The following is a 14,239-nucleotide window of genomic DNA, read 5'->3' on the forward strand; positions in this document are numbered from 1 at the left end:
TTCGATTGCAATTCATTCGGCCGGGAAAGCCGGTAGACAATGCACATATCGAAAGCTTCAATGGCCGGTTTCGGGAAGAGTGTCTGAACCAGCATGTCTTTCGGAACCTGCATGATGCCAAGCAGAAAATCGAAGCCTGGCGCCAGGATTACAACGCCGCTCGGCCACATAGTGCGCTGGGCTACCTGACCCCGGTCGAATACCGGGAGAAAAACCACCCACAACCAGTCCTGATTGCTAATTTATGACTGGGATACCGGGCGGGGGAAGGTCAATGTGGCCAGAATTGCCGGGCTCGTTCTCACGCATGTTCAGGATGATGAGCTGCTCAGCATGCTTGAGGTTTTAGTCTCCGTGCCGGGAGCAGAAGATGAGGCCGCATTTGCCCTAGGCCAACTTGCCGTCGCTGCAGCACTCGAAACACACGACCGGCCAGCCGCACTGGTGGCTTTTCATCGTGCACACGATTACATGCAGCAAGCCATAGCAGCAAGCGAGCGCAGGCAAGATGCCGCCCTGTACCAAACTTGCCTTAATGTGCTGCTCACCTTCCAGGAAGGAAGGCAGGATCGTCATTTGGGAGAGATGCTGGTCGAGCTCAGCAAGGCCGCGTTTGAGTATGCTGCTTGCCTGCTCCCATCCGATCGTCAGATCGATCACGATTCGTGGCTTGGTGCCTCATTACTGGAGGGGCTCCGCTGGTCTGCATTGGCAACGAGGCTGGCTCAGCTTGACGTTAGCCTTCTGAAAAAAGCGTGGCTAAATGCAGCGCGAGTCATCGAAGAAGAGTTGTGCAAAGTCTTCGAGGCTAGCCGGTCGATCCTGCTGCATACATCATCAGGTGGTATAGAGGCGCTTGTTCGCCCGCGGATTGTCGGTTCGATTCAAGAGAACACCAACCAGTTAGATGTCCTGGATCAATGGCTGGAAGAGAATAATGATTCGCTCGATACACCGATTGCCATGAAGATACGGGCGGACATTACCTCGGCGATGGAGGCCGCCCTCTATCGAAACCCTACTAGGGCGGCGGCCGCACCAGCGACCGCCGCCGAGATACTCGCCAAGACGTCCCTTCCGACCGAACTGGTCGTGAGTGCAACTCAGGCCCTCGAAGTCGCAATCTCGACCTTGAACCTTGCCGTCACGGACCCCTTTGTGGTTGAAGTCTTCGAATCGATCCACAAGCAACTTCTCAACAACTCTGATTATTGCCACGCGGACAGGCAACAATTTTTTATCCAGATCCTGTACTACACCCTCTCGTTCGTCGCCTCGCGAGAGAACCAGACCCCCTCAGCGGTAACTGGGATCAACTATCTGTTCAATCGGAGCACCGATCATCCTCCGATAGAAGCAGATCTGCATAAGGATTATTTTGGATTTCTCCAGGCCACGCCGCTGCGAGAACTTACTCAGCGCGAGGCGACCGGCGTCGCACATGGTCGCGTTGATGTTCACTTCACCCGGAACGCAGTGAAAACCGTGGCAGAGCTCAAGAAAACACACGACGATCTCACCCTAATAGAGCTGGTCGACAAATTTGGCCTCCAGACGACCGCCTACCAGAGGACAAATGTGACCTTCTGCATCCTCATGGTATTGGATCTTGTTGATCGTGGAGGAGGAAGCGACCACCTTCGTAACCTGGTTACGGTACACCAGAAAACCCCGCCAAGTGGGAAAGCGGGGTATTCCGTGGTTGTTCTGAGGGTACAAGGACGGAAGCGGCCTCCTTCCAATCTCTAATCTCGGCTATGGATACGCATACGGCTAGAGATAACAGGAAATTTTGCCGCAAACTTCCCATAGTTTCTCTATATATCTGCGCAAAAAGAGTCATTGGTATTGACCTCATCATGACCTAGCCTCTACTTCTGGCGACCGCTAAAAATGGGGGGAGTACCCCCTCGCCTTGACCTGTACGTCGGTGACCAACATCCGGCTTCAGAACGAGGTTTCGGCGTATTCCTGGACTCGGCGCCTGACCGCTGGGGCAGCAAACTGATTCAGCGCCGGGAAGTACTGAAGGCAAAAGCAGTACAGCGCAGCCCAAAGCTGCTATCGGGTCTGGAACTGATGCTCGGGGTTCACGACTTCACGCGTAGCGGTGCACTCCGGTTCTGCTACCCGGGGGGAAACTTTCTGGATGATGACACCACCTATGCAGTGCCCCCTGTCACCAGCCTGAAAACACTCTCTGCCATTGCCCTGGAGCTGGACGACGATAACGCGGAAGACAAACCGGAGTATGAACACTGGCTGAGCATACTGGTTGCGCCAGGTTCATCCCTGGGCGGCACACGGCCCAAGGCCGTCTTCGCGGAGAGGGACCACTCACTATGGCTGGCCAAGTTCCCGGGAAGAAATGACACTCATGACTGGGGCCTCTGGGAATATCTTACCCACCAGCTTGCACGCAAAGCCGGCATTGACGTCCCGGAGTCGGAATTGCTGTCGTTCGGGAAGGGCGACCATACCTTCTGCGTAAAACGGTTTGACCGCAATCCTGCTGCCCGACGCTACCCACCTTCACTCCTCAGGTACTGACTGATTTTCCTCATCTCGCAAAAACACTCATTCAGCGGCGAAGGCAAGCTCAGACGGGAATCAACCATGAGATTATCAGAAATAAAAAGCAAGTTAATCAGCATCCTTACCAAGGAAATAAGCCTTGGGCCCGGTTTTTTAATCCAGCAAGACCTTGAATTATTGATCCTGCACGTAGAGCAAGACAAATTGACCAAGATCGACGGAGAAAATATTGCAACTCATGTCTTGGCTAATTACTTGCATGAAAACACTGAGGAAATAGAAGAGCTGATTGATTGGGTTACGAGAGGATGACTTGCCCCGATAATCCCTCTCGTTTCCCACGATATTCAAGTAGAAACCGGGCAACCAGGCCTGATCGCCTGCGGGCTGTCGCGCCAGCCATGCCGCGAGGTGTTTGCGCCTGCAACGCTGCCACCCGCGCGTTGGCATGGCAACGCCCCCTGTTGCCATGCCAATACACTGGCGTTACCATGCGCCGCTCTGTCCCACTCAACCCGCACTGCAAAGGAGGAAAAATCATGCGCCAACCTTTACCTCTCCGCAGACCCCGCCTGGGTTGATCGAAACACCTCCGCTGCCATTCAGCGTCTTCGCTTTGCCCGGGCCCCGGCCTGCCATATCAGTCTTTTTTCTTTCTGATCTGGAATTTTCATGGGCAATTGCATTCAGCATCTGGCCGCCGGCGTCACCCTGATCGCCGCGGACAACACCTGGATCGACGGCGACGCGGTCCAGCAACTTCATACCACCCTCACTCTGCCCGGCATGCGCCACGTTGCCGGGATGCCAGACCTCCACCCTGGCCGGGGCTATCCGGTAGGCGCCGCCTTTTTCTCGCTCGGCCGTTTGTACCCGGCCCTGATCGGCGGTGATATCGGCTGCGGCATGGCGCTGTGGACCACCGACCTCGATGCGAGGAAAGTCAGCCTCGACAAGCTGGAAAAACGGCTCGGCAATATCGACACCCCGCTCGACGACGACTGGCAAGCACTGGTGTCCACCCTCGCGCCGCCGGACACCGGGTTCGACCCGGCGCTGGGCACGATCGGCGGCGGCAACCATTTCGCCGAGCTGCAACGGCTGGACCACATCTACCAGCCGGCCGCGCTGGAGGCACTGCAGCTCGATGCGCGGCAACTGCTCCTGCTGGTGCACAGCGGCTCGCGCGGGCTTGGCCAGTCCATTCTGCAGCAACAGGTCAGCCAGTTCGGCCATCGCGGCCTGGAGCAGGACAGCCCGGCATGCGCGGACTATCTGGCCCGGCACGCCACCGCCCTGCACTTTGCCGAAGCAAACCGCGAACTGATTGCACGGCGCATGCTGGCACGTCTGCATGCAGACGGCGAACCGGTCCTGGACATCCACCACAACCTGGTAGTGCCGGCGACCCTTGGCGGCGAAGCCGGCTGGCTGCACCGCAAGGGCGCCACCCCGTCCAGTGCCGGGCCGGTGGTGATCCCGGGTTCACGCGGGGATTTCAGCTATCTGGTCGCCCCCCGGCCCAGCGAGGACAGTCTGTTCTCGCTGGCACATGGCGCCGGGCGCAAGTGGATGCGCAGCGAGTGCAAGGACCGGCTGGCCCGGCGCTTCACGCCTGCCCAGCTCAGCCGCACCAGACTGGGCAGCCACGTCATCTGCCGTGACAAGCAGTTGATGTACGAGGAAGCGCCCGAGGCGTACAAGCCGATCGACAGCATCATCGACGCGCTGGTTCAGGCCGGACTGGTCACGGTGCTGGCGCGCCTGCGCCCGGTACTGACCTACAAGACTCACGGGGAGTGCTGCTGATGATCCTGCTGCAACTCTCTGCCGCGCAGGGGCCGGCCGAATGCTGCCTGGCCGTGGCCAGGGCACTGGCCTGCCTGCAACACGAAGCGGCGCAAGCCGGTATCCGCACCGAACAGCTCGAACGCGAGGACGGCGAACAGCCGGGCACGCTGCGCTCGGTCTTGCTGAGTCTGGATGGTGACGGGGAAGACACGCTGGCCAGCCGCTGGGAAGGCACGATCCAGTGGATCTGCGCCAGCCCGTGGCGTCCCCGTCATCCGCGCAAGAACTGGTTTATCGGTGTCGCACGCTGCGAAGCGCCGTCGACGACGCTGGCCGACGAGATTCGTTTCGAGGCCACGCGTTCGTCCGGCCCCGGCGGCCAGCATGTCAACAAGACCGAATCTGCCATCCGTGCCACCCACGTCGCGACCGGCATCAGCGTCAAGGTCCAGACCGAACGCAGCCAGCATGCAAACAAGCGACTGGCTATGCTGCTATTGGCGCACAAGCTCGCCTGCCGCGATGAGGAAATGAATGCCGCGCAGCGCGGCCTGCGCCGGCAACTGCATCGGCAGGTCGAGCGCGGCAATCCGCGGCGGGTGTTCAGGGGAGAAGGCTTTGTTCCCCTCTCATCCTGAACCGACGCCCCTGCCACGCGGTCCACTGCCCAGGAGTCCCACATGTCCAGATCCCCCTTCCCGCTGTCCCGCGTCTATGGCCTGCTCGAACCCGGTCCGGTGCTGCTGCTCAGTACCGCGCACCAGGGCCGGGCCAATGTCATGACCCTGTCGTGGCATACCATGATGGAGTTCGAGCCGCCGCTGGTGGGCTGCGTCGTCAGCGACCGCGACTTCAGCTTTGCCGCGCTGAAAGCCACCCGGCAGTGCGTGCTGAATATCCCGACGGTGGAGCTGGCACAGAAGGTCGTGGACTGCGGCAACTGCTCGGGCCGCGATACCGACAAGTTCGCCACCCTCGGCCTGACGCCGCTGCCGGCGGAGCAGGTCGCCGCACCGCTGGTCGCCGAGTGCTACGCCAGCCTGGAATGCCGGGTGGTCGATACCCGGCTGGTGAACCGCTACGGCTTCTTCGTGCTCGAGGTCGTGCAGGCCTGGCTGGATGCCGACCGCAAGGACCCGCGCACGCTGCACCATCGCGGCTACGGGGCGTTCATGCAGGCCGGGGAAACGATCCAGTTGCCGTCGAAAATGCGGTAAGCCTGTCACCCCGCCAGCCGCAGCAGCCCCAGTTGCTGCGCCAGCGGCAGCCACAGCAGCAGTTCGACGGTCAGCGTCGCCAGCGGCTGCCCGCTGAGCGTGGCCGAACGCTGCAGGGCGGCAGGGCCGTCCAGGCCGTCATTCAGTGCCTGCAGCAGATGGTATTGCCACGGGTCGAGCGGGTGCAGTGCCACCCGCCAGTGCTGACGGGCCACCGCCAGATAGCTGGCGGCCGGCTCGGGGGCCGGCGGGACCGGGCCGTCCAGCTGCAGTTGCCGCCAGTACGGCAGCAGCGGCAGCGACAGTGCCAGCGGCCGCACGCAGGCCGGCATCGCCAGCAGCGGCAGTTCGCTGCCGGCAGCCAGCGCCAGCATCAGCCCGTCCGCCAGCGGCGCGTGATCGTTCTCGGGACCGGGCGCGCGCAGCGCCTCGGTATAGGCCCGTTCCAGCCGGGCCAGTTCCACCGGCAAGTGCGCGGCAGCGGGCGCCTGCGGCGGCAGGCTGGCGGCGAGGAAGTCGGCAAAGCCGGCACCAAGGTCGTACATCGAGGGCGAACGTGACGGCTGGCGCGCCAGGTAGGCATGGGCAAAGAACCCGAACAGCGGCGCTTCCAGCACCCGCAGCAACAGCGGATAGTCGGCCTGCAGGCACTCCAGCAGCCGCTGCCAGTAACCATGGTGATACACGCCAAGCCGGTCGCGGATGGCGCCGCGCGGCGGGGCGGCGATCATGTCCTTGCCGGTTGCCGCGCCGCGGGCGGCGGCCAGGGTCAGGCCATGTTCCAGCCCGCCACTGGCGGTCATGACCGTCAGCAGCCAGTATTGGCTGTCCATCAATGCGCTTCGGCTCATGTCATGGGCACTCCGGCGCCGGGCAGGGTGTGGGGCGCTTCGCGTTGCAACAGCTGCCGTGCCAGATCCAGCTCGGCCAGCAGGGCCGGATACGGCGGAATGTCGGCATCCCATTCCAGCAGGGTGCTGGCGCCACCGCACAGCCGCTGCGCCAGCAGATACAGCTCCCACACCCGCGACGGCACCGGGTGGTCATGGGTGTCGATCAGGATATCGCCGCAATCGCTGGGGCCGGCCAGATGCATCTGCACGATATGGTCGGCCGGCAACTGGCGGATATAGTGTTCCGGGTCGAAACCGTGGTTGTAGGCCGAGACGTACACATTGTTCACGTCCAGCAGCAGGCCGCAGCCGGTGTCCTGCGCCAGCCGGGCCAGGAATGCCCATTCCGGCACGGTGGATTCGCGAAACTGCAGATAGCTGCTCGGATTCTCCAGCACCAGCGGCCGGCCAAGGAAATCCTGCACCGCCGCCACCCGCTGCCGGACATGGCGGTAGCTTTCCTCGGTCAGCGGCAGCGGCAGCAGGTCGTGCGAATTGACCGACGCCACGCCGGTCCAGCACAGATGATCGGAAATCCATGCCGGGCGGATGTCGTCGGCCAGCTGGCGCAGCTGCGCCAGATAGCCCCGGTTCAGCGGGTCGCTGCTGCCGATCGACAGCGAGACGCCATGCATCACCACCGGTCGCGTCTCCCGCAGCCGGTCCAGCACATGACGGGCATAGCCGTGGTGGTTGATGAAGTTCTCGCTGATGACCTCGAACCAGTCCGCACCGGCGCCGTGCTGCATGATGTGCGACAGATGCACATTGCGCAGACCGACGCCGAAGCCGAGATGGGGCAGGCCAAGCCGGGGCTGGGTCATGCGGGGCTCCCGGTCAGGTCGACGGCGGCAGGGCCAGACGCAGGTCGGTCGGTGCCGGCGGCTCGCCGGCGGTCTTCCCGCGCTGCGCCATGACTTCGCCATAGGCCTGCCAGGCCTTGTCGTACACCGATTCGCCAACGGCGAAATCGAGCGGTTCGCCAAACGGTTCGCTCTGGTACGGCGGGCCGGCGAAGTCGTACAACTGCATCTGGCCGTCCCTGGGGAACATCTGCGAGGCCGAGATCGGCACCGCACAGCCACCGAAGCTCTTGCACTTGTTGTCGCCGGGCGCGCTGTACAGATCGGCATCCGGCGACGGGCCGCCACACAGCACCTGGCCGCCCTTGTCCACGGTCGGCGAGCGCCCGCACATTGCCTGCGCCGCCTGCCCGGTGGCCGGCGCACGGTGTGCCAGCGCCGAACAGGAATGGCCACCCCCGCTGTCACTGTCGCACTGCACGAAGCCACAGCCGCCTTCCGCCCGGCAGCTGTTGGAACCGCGACAGGTATGGTAGATCTCGATGGCGGCACAGCTGTCGCCGCTGCTGCCGTCCAGGCTCATGCCCTGACAGGCGTGATACAGCGTGCCCGGATCGCGCTGGCCGATATCCAGCGACAGGTCCGGCGCCATGCCGAACACGGCCCAGCACAGCGAGATGCGGTCGCCGGAGCCGACCATGGACGGATACGGGAAATCCATGCCCGGATGTTGCCAGTAGTCGTTCAGCACCGTGGTGATGCCGGCGATGGCGCCGACCGAAACCTTGCTCAGCACCGGCCACATCGTGGTCTGGTCCTGCTTCAGCCGGTTCAGTGCACCGGCCACCGCATCCGGCGCCGGGATATTGGCCGGCGCGGTGGCCGGGTTGTAGTCGGCGTTGGTCAGCAGGCTGGCACTCCAGCTGTTGCCGCGCTGGTGCCACTGTTCCCAGGTTTCAACGCCGGGCAACAGCAGCGCCAGTGCGGTAAAGCGTTCGAAATGGGTCAGCGCCGAGCTGTCGTGCCGCGCATGGGCGTCGGCGGACGGTGCCGGGTCGCCGCTGCCGGTATAGGACGGGTAGTCGACTTTCAGCGCGGCGAAGTCCTCGCGATACTTGCCCTGCACCACCTGCAGCTGCAGGCCGCGACGATAGCGGGCAATGCCGATATCGCTGCCTTCACCCTGGTCGGTGATGGCGCTCATCATGTCGATGGCCTTGTTGAACGAGGTATCGACGCCCAGCCCGTCTTCGGCGGTGAATCGGGTGTCGAAATGCGGGAACTCCATCATCGGATGGCCGGAGCCCTGGGCGTGGCTGTTGAACATGTCCTGCTGCACCGAATCGGCCTGGAACAGTTTCTGCCACAAGGTTTCGCCGTCCTGGTATTCGATGCTGATGTACTGGGCCAGGCATTCGTACATCCAGCCGATGGTGCCGAACATCGGCAGGTCATTGACGCCCTTGTCCGCTGTCCAGCCACTGAACGGCACGGTCGGGAAGTATTTTTCCTGTACCGACGGCGGCTGTCTGGCCAGTTCGGCGCGGGCATCGGCCTCCGGCTGTTCGATGGCGCGGAACAGTGCGATCTGGTTGTCGTTCAGCGCTTCCAGGTTCACGCGGACATGGCGGTAGGTGTCGGTGTCTTTCAGGTCGATGATGTGCGGCAGCACCGAGTGCTGCGGTCCGTAGCAGCGCCAGCCGAGGCCGGTCTTGTCAACCAGCGCCGCCGGGGTGAAGTCCGGCTGCTCACCGATGGCGTTGGCCAGGTTGGCGGCCATCTGCAGGTGCAGCATCTCCTGGATGAACACGCTGAAGATCAGGTTGAACGCGCGCTGGTTGTCGGTGGCCGGCCTGGCGCTGGCTGACGCCCCCGGCCATTGCCGGCCCTGGTAGTAGTCCAGCTGCTTGCTGTTGATCTGGTGCGTGCCCTGGATCGAGTACAGCGTGGTCATGTACAGCGGGATGGTGAACAGCTCGACACTGACCGCTGCCTGCACGATGGCGCGCACGGCGGACGTGTCGCTGGCCAGACAGTCCAGGCTGCGATCGTCGACCAGGGTGATGCTGTTGCCGAGGACAGGGATTTCCATTGTCATTCTCCGAAGGAGGATTCGATGAGAGCGGGTTATTCCGCAATGCGTTTTATGACAATAGATTTAAAATGGATTTAGTAAAGCTTGTTTTTTCTCACAGTCCCGGCCGCCTGACGGCAGCGCGTGCCGTCAGGCGACGATCGGCACCGGTGCAGGCAGGTACGTGGTCTAGAGTGACAATCACAGGATGCACTTCCCGCTCCCCCTGATTACCTGATGCCATGCCAACCCAAGCCGACCCCGCCACTGCCCGGCGCTGCCAGGGCACCCCCACGGTCACCGTTGTCGATGCACGCGGGCTGCCGGTGCGCACGATCCGCTACAACCGCACGCTGGATACCGACCTGCCGGATGAGTGCATCACCCGGCAAACCTTCACGCCGCCGGGCTGGCAGGCAACCCGTCTCGACGCCAGGCTGGGCGACGCATGGCAGGCTGATCCGGCAACGCCGCCCAATTTCCGCTATGCGTGCTCACTGTCCGGCCGCGTGCTGCAGGTCTGCAGCCAGGATGCCGGCGACCTGCACGCGCTGTACGACATCGAGGGCGGCGTCCGGCTGCACCAGCATGGCAGCCGACGACTCGAGCAGGCGTTCGACCTTCTGCACCGACGGGTCACGATTCGTGAAAGCACTGATGGTATCGACCGGATCAGCGAGCGCCTGCGCTACGCCGACCGCGATGCCCCGGCCGGCAGCAATTTGCATGGCCGGGTCTGGCAGCAGTACACGCCGGCCGGCATGATACAGATGCCAGCCTACGGTCTGACCGGCCAGCCGCTGCTCAGCCGGCAGCAGTTCCTGCTCGACGCGGTAGTGGACAGCGACTGGTCCGGCAGCGATCCGGCAACCCTGGGATCCGCGCTGGCGGAAGAGATCTACACGACGCGCTGGAGCTGGAATCCGCTGTCCCAGCAGAGGCAGAGCATCGATGCGGCGGGCAACCGGTTGCAGCAGGACTATGACATCTCGGGCCGACCGGCCGCCAGTGCATTGCGGCTCCCCGGTGCAAGCACCGCGCAAGCCGTTTTGTCCGCCATCGACTATACCGCTGCCGGCCAGGTCCGTTCCGAGACGGCCGGCAACGGCGTCGTCACCGAGTACAGCTACGAGCCGCAGACCCGGCGGCTTGCGGCGCTGGTCTGCCACCGGCCGGCACGGTCGGGGCGCCGCGCCACACTGCAGGCACTGACGTACGGCTACGACCCGGTTGGCAATCTGCTCTCGCTCTCGGATGCCAGCCAGCCCACCCGGTTCTCCGCCAACCGTCGCATCAGCCCCGACAGCCAGTATGAATACGACGCCCTGTACCAGCTTCATCAGGCTGTCGGCCGGGAAAATGCCACGGCCAGCCAGCAGACTTCGGCATTGACATCCCCGATCGTCCCGCTGTGCACCGACGACAGTCTGCTCAGTGGTTACACCCGGACCCATGACTATGATCGCGGCGGCAACCTGACCGCGATCCACCATAACGGCGCCAGCGCCTATACGCTGGCAATGATCGTGGCGCAAACCTCGAACCGCGCCGTCCGCCAGACCGGCGACCTGACGCCCGCAGACATCGACGGCCTTTTCGATGCGTGTGGAAACCTGCTGCAGCTGCAGCCGGGCCAGCCGCTGGCCTGGAATACCCGCAACCAGTTGCAGCGCTGCACGCAGGTGTCCCGTGACGGCGCCAGCGACAATTACGAAGACTACCGGTACGACAGCCAGGGACGGCGGGCGGCAAAGCAGACCGTCACCCTGACCGGCGGGACGATCCGCCGCAGCCGGGTTCTCTATCTGCCCGGGCTCCAGCTCCGCCAGACGCGGCAAACCGTGGACGGTGTCGACACCCTGGTCGAAAGCCTGCAGCTGGTGCAGCTGGGCAATACCGGTCGCCAGTCGGTGCGCCTGCTGCACTGGGATACGGGATGCCCTGCCGGTCTCGCCAACGACCAGTGGCGCTACAGCCTCGACAACCAGACCGGTTCCTCCATGATCGAGCTGGACCGGCAGGCCGACATCGTCACCCGCGAGGAATACTATCCCTATGGAGGTACGGCAGTCTGGTCGGTCCGCAGCACCGTCGAGGCCGATTACAAATACCTTCGCTACTCGGGACAGGAACGCGATGCCAGCGGCCTGTACGACTACGGTTTCCGCTACTACGCCCCGTGGCTGGGCCGTTGGCTGAATCCGGATCCGGCCGGCACGGTGAACGGACTGAACCTGTACTGCATGGTGGGAAACAATCCGGTCGTCAACCGTGACGTGAATGGTCTGGTATTCGGCAAGGTGCTGGACAGGATCAAAAAGGGCGCGCTCCCGGCAGTGCCGGTTCCGGGCCATACCGTCAACACCACTTCGCTGGCGTTCCGGGACAGGAGGGAGAGCGTGGCCGGCCCCGGTCCCGGCAGCAATGCAGCAGTGGCAGGCAATCGCTTCCACCGGTTTCTGAATCTGCTGCAACAGGAAGGGGCGGCTCCGCCGGCAGCAGCGGACGTACAGCAACAGGCGCTGGCCAGCTATGCCAGCAAGCACGTCAACTTCGAACATTTCGTCCCGAAGATGGAGGAAAAATACGGTCTGCAACTGATCACCAACAGCGGAGGTGGCGACTGTCTGCTGCATGCACTGGAGGGGCGGAACCTCGGGTTCGAGGAACGCATCGAGCTGCGGGACCAGATCGCACAATCCGCCGCCACCCTGCTCCCTGGCGGGCGGGTCTCCGGTGACGAAATCGCCATGACGCTGATGCAGTCGCTGCCCGGCAACGATCTCACGGCCCTCGCCCTGATGGAAGGCCGCCACCAGGTATCGTCCGACACGCTGCAGGCAATGATCAAGACCCCGGGCATGTACGGCGGCGACATCGAGATCCAGGCCTACACCGCCCTTCCCCATACGCCGGACGCCGTCCATGTGCTGACAGCAGAAGGCAGCGACCGGATTGAAATCCGCCGGCATACTCCCGACGACCGCCTGACGATCTTCAGGGGCCCCCGGACAGAAGCGATGCCGTTCGTCTCCTTGCTGCTGGAGCAGCCGGATATTCCGGTGATCCATCTGGCCGGTTCCCACTGGCAGCGAGCGATCTAGGCGCTCCCGTATCCCCCCGCTTTTCCGGCAGCCTCTGCCGCCACCGCAATCACTAATGGTTAATCTTCTACCCAGAGAGTTCAACCATGAAATAATTGCCAGGGTCACCGTCATCCTTGACGCCCGGATCCGAACAATTCGAGAGGCGCGTCCCTCGGTGGGGACCGCCTCCAGCGGGGATACCCACCTATGAAGAACCTGAGCATCCGCCACCGGATCCTCGGCAGTTTTGCCATCATTCTGGCCCTGATGACCCTGATGGCCGGCATTGCCTACTACCAGCTGGCCAGGATCGACCGCGCCGCCTACAGCGTCGAGCACGACACCACGCCGGGGCTGTACTACAGCACCATGATCCGCGGCAACATGACCGAGGACTTCATGCTGACCCAGCGGATCGCACTGGTCGACCGCAATGCGGCCGAGCGCCGTCCCGATCTGGACAAGATGCGCGACAACGCCGCGCGGCTCAATACGCTGATCAAGGGCTACCAGGCCTCGGCCAGCCGCGACAGCGACCAGCGCAAGTTCGCTGCATTCGAACTGTCGCGGGCGCGCTACCATGCCCTGCAGCGCCAGCTGTTCGACGGTCTGGAGCAGCAGGACCGGCATGCCACCGGGCAGCGCTTCGCCGCCTTCCGCGCCGAGCGCGAGCACAATTACGCGCTGATCCAGGACATCGTCAACGAGAACCGCCGCTATCTTGACCGCTCCGCCACCAATATCAGCGATGCCGTGACCACCTCGCGCATCAGCATGCTGATCACCCTGCTGATCGCGCTGGGCGCCGCCGTGGCCTGTGGCCTGCACCTGTTCCGCTCGCTGACCGTGCCGATGACCCGCGTGGTCGGGGTGCTGGACGAAATGCGTACCGGCGACCTGACCCAGCGGCTGAGGCTGGAGCGCCACGACGAGTTCGGCACACTGGAAACCGGCTTCAACCGGATGTCGGACGAGCTGACTGCGCTGGTCGCCCAGGCGCAGTCGACCGCGCTGCAGGTCTCGACGTCAGTGACCGAGATTGCGGCCACCGCCCGGCAGCAGCAGGCGACCGCGACCGAAACCGCCGCGACCACGGCCGAGATCGGCGCCACCTCGCGCGAGATCGTCGCCACCACCCGCGACCTGATGCATACCATGAACGAGGTCTCGACCGTGTCCGAGCAGGCGGCCGCGCTGGCCGGCAGCGGCCAGGAGGGGCTGAGCCGGATGGAAGCCACCATGCAGCAGGTGATGAACGCCGCCGGATCGGTCAACGGCAAGCTGTCCATCCTCAGCGAGAAGGCCGGCAATATCAACCAGGTCGTGACCACCATTACCAAGGTCGCTGACCAGACCAATCTGCTGTCGCTGAATGCCGCCATCGAGGCGGAAAAGGCCGGCGAATACGGCAAGGGCTTCTCGGTGGTGGCATCGGAGATCCGCCGCCTGGCCGACCAGACCGCCGTCGCCACCTACGACATCGAGCTGATGGTGCGCGAGATCCTGTCTTCGGTGTCCGCCGGCGTAATGGGCATGGACAAGTTCACCGAGGAAGTGCGCCGCGGCATCACCGATATCGAGCGCATCGGCTACCAGCTGTCGCAGATCATCCAGCAGGTCCAGGCGCTGGCGCCGGGCTTCCAGCAGGTCAACGAGGGCATGCAGGCGCAGATGACCGGCGCCGAGCAGATCAATCAGGCCCTCGGCCAGCTGTCCGAAGCCGCCCAGCAGACGGTGGAATCACTGCGCCAGTCCAGCCAGGCCATCGAGGACCTGAATCTGGTGTCGAACGGCCTGCGTCATGGCGTGTCGCGCTTCAAGGTCCAGGCCTGAGTCCGGA

General features: G+C 63.4%; 12 protein-coding genes. 9 read left to right on the forward strand and 3 right to left on the reverse strand.

The features are described 5' to 3' along the window. The 7 genes from Q352_RS22950 to Q352_RS0116325 form a co-directional block, all read left to right on the forward strand. The coding region (locus Q352_RS22950; RefSeq protein ID WP_156952579.1) for an integrase core domain-containing protein at nt 1-248 on the forward strand (248 nt) is incomplete at its 5' end. 28 nt (nt 249-276) lie between these two features. Continuing rightward, a complete protein-coding gene (locus tag Q352_RS0116300) occupies nt 277-1,749 on the forward strand; it encodes a hypothetical protein (protein ID WP_084300281.1) in 1,473 nt (490 codons plus the stop codon). 144 nt (nt 1,750-1,893) lie between these two features. After that, nucleotides 1,894-2,550, forward strand: a complete 657-nt coding sequence (locus tag Q352_RS21645; protein ID WP_084300283.1) for a type II toxin-antitoxin system HipA family toxin — start codon at nt 1,894-1,896, stop codon at nt 2,548-2,550. Between the two features lie 66 nt (nt 2,551-2,616). Further along, the gene (locus Q352_RS0116310; protein WP_028500245.1) at nt 2,617-2,847 is read left to right on the forward strand and encodes a hypothetical protein; all 231 of its coding nucleotides are present in this window, start codon (nt 2,617-2,619) and stop codon (nt 2,845-2,847) included. A gap of 360 nt (nt 2,848-3,207) precedes the next feature. After that, nucleotides 3,208-4,344: an RNA ligase RtcB family protein gene (locus Q352_RS0116315; protein WP_028500246.1), complete on the forward strand. Its 1,137-nt coding sequence runs from the start codon at nt 3,208-3,210 to the stop codon at nt 4,342-4,344. Further along, nucleotides 4,344-4,964, forward strand: coding sequence for a peptide chain release factor H (gene prfH / locus Q352_RS0116320; protein ID WP_028500247.1), 621 nt, complete (start codon nt 4,344-4,346; stop codon nt 4,962-4,964). The genes Q352_RS0116315 and prfH overlap by 1 nt, the downstream gene beginning before the upstream one ends. A gap of 42 nt (nt 4,965-5,006) precedes the next feature. Next, nucleotides 5,007-5,543, forward strand: coding sequence for a flavin reductase family protein (locus tag Q352_RS0116325; protein ID WP_028500248.1), 537 nt, complete (start codon nt 5,007-5,009; stop codon nt 5,541-5,543). A gap of 5 nt (nt 5,544-5,548) precedes the next feature. On the opposite strand, the gene Q352_RS0116330 is transcribed toward Q352_RS0116325, so the two are convergent. Genes Q352_RS0116330 through Q352_RS0116340 form a run of 3 tightly spaced genes read right to left on the reverse strand, consistent with a single transcriptional unit; the run spans nt 5,549 to nt 9,331 of the window. Continuing rightward, on the reverse strand, nt 5,549-6,394 hold the full coding sequence (locus tag Q352_RS0116330) for an HvfC/BufC N-terminal domain-containing protein (RefSeq protein ID WP_028500249.1): 846 nt from the start codon (nt 6,392-6,394) through the stop codon (nt 5,549-5,551). Further along, the gene (gene bufB / locus Q352_RS21650) at nt 6,391-7,260 is read right to left on the reverse strand and encodes an MNIO family bufferin maturase (RefSeq protein WP_051529036.1); all 870 of its coding nucleotides are present in this window, start codon (nt 7,258-7,260) and stop codon (nt 6,391-6,393) included. The genes Q352_RS0116330 and bufB overlap by 4 nt, the downstream gene beginning before the upstream one ends. A gap of 13 nt (nt 7,261-7,273) precedes the next feature. Then, a complete protein-coding gene (locus Q352_RS0116340; protein WP_028500250.1) occupies nt 7,274-9,331 on the reverse strand; it encodes a ferritin-like domain-containing protein in 2,058 nt (685 codons plus the stop codon). A 224-nt stretch (nt 9,332-9,555) separates the two neighbouring features. On the opposite strand from Q352_RS0116340, the gene Q352_RS21655 reads away from it, so the two are divergent. Together Q352_RS21655 and Q352_RS0116350 are read left to right on the forward strand one after the other, a co-directional pair. Beyond that, nucleotides 9,556-12,417 (forward strand): RHS repeat-associated core domain-containing protein, encoded by a 2,862-nt coding sequence (locus Q352_RS21655; protein ID WP_051529037.1) that lies wholly within the window; start codon nt 9,556-9,558, stop codon nt 12,415-12,417. Nucleotides 12,418-12,606: 189 nt separating this feature from the next. Further along, nucleotides 12,607-14,232, forward strand: a complete 1,626-nt coding sequence (locus Q352_RS0116350) for a methyl-accepting chemotaxis protein (RefSeq protein WP_028500251.1) — start codon at nt 12,607-12,609, stop codon at nt 14,230-14,232. The last annotated feature ends 7 nt before the right edge of the window (nt 14,233-14,239 follow it).

This window comes from Microvirgula aerodenitrificans DSM 15089 (genome assembly GCF_000620105.1).
Taxonomy (GTDB): domain Bacteria; phylum Pseudomonadota; class Gammaproteobacteria; order Burkholderiales; family Aquaspirillaceae; genus Microvirgula; species Microvirgula aerodenitrificans.

Bases quoted from the DNA above. Each gene is read 5' to 3' on its own strand.
- prfH (WP_028500247.1), top strand. From the start codon at position 4,344: ATGATCCTGCTGCAACTCTCTGCCGCGCAGGGGCCGGCCGAATGCTGC.
- Q352_RS21655 (WP_051529037.1), top strand. From the start codon at position 9,556: ATGCCAACCCAAGCCGACCCCGCCACTGCCCGGCGCTGCCAGGGCACC.
- Q352_RS0116315 (WP_028500246.1), top strand. From the start codon at position 3,208: ATGGGCAATTGCATTCAGCATCTGGCCGCCGGCGTCACCCTGATCGCC.
- Q352_RS0116325 (WP_028500248.1), top strand. From the start codon at position 5,007: ATGTCCAGATCCCCCTTCCCGCTGTCCCGCGTCTATGGCCTGCTCGAA.
- Q352_RS0116350 (WP_028500251.1), top strand. From the start codon at position 12,607: ATGAAGAACCTGAGCATCCGCCACCGGATCCTCGGCAGTTTTGCCATC.
- Q352_RS0116310 (WP_028500245.1), top strand. From the start codon at position 2,617: ATGAGATTATCAGAAATAAAAAGCAAGTTAATCAGCATCCTTACCAAG.
- Q352_RS21645 (WP_084300283.1), top strand. From the start codon at position 1,894: ATGGGGGGAGTACCCCCTCGCCTTGACCTGTACGTCGGTGACCAACAT.
- Q352_RS0116330 (WP_028500249.1), bottom strand. From the start codon at position 6,394: ATGAGCCGAAGCGCATTGATGGACAGCCAATACTGGCTGCTGACGGTC.
- Q352_RS0116340 (WP_028500250.1), bottom strand. From the start codon at position 9,331: ATGGAAATCCCTGTCCTCGGCAACAGCATCACCCTGGTCGACGATCGC.
- bufB (WP_051529036.1), bottom strand. From the start codon at position 7,260: ATGACCCAGCCCCGGCTTGGCCTGCCCCATCTCGGCTTCGGCGTCGGT.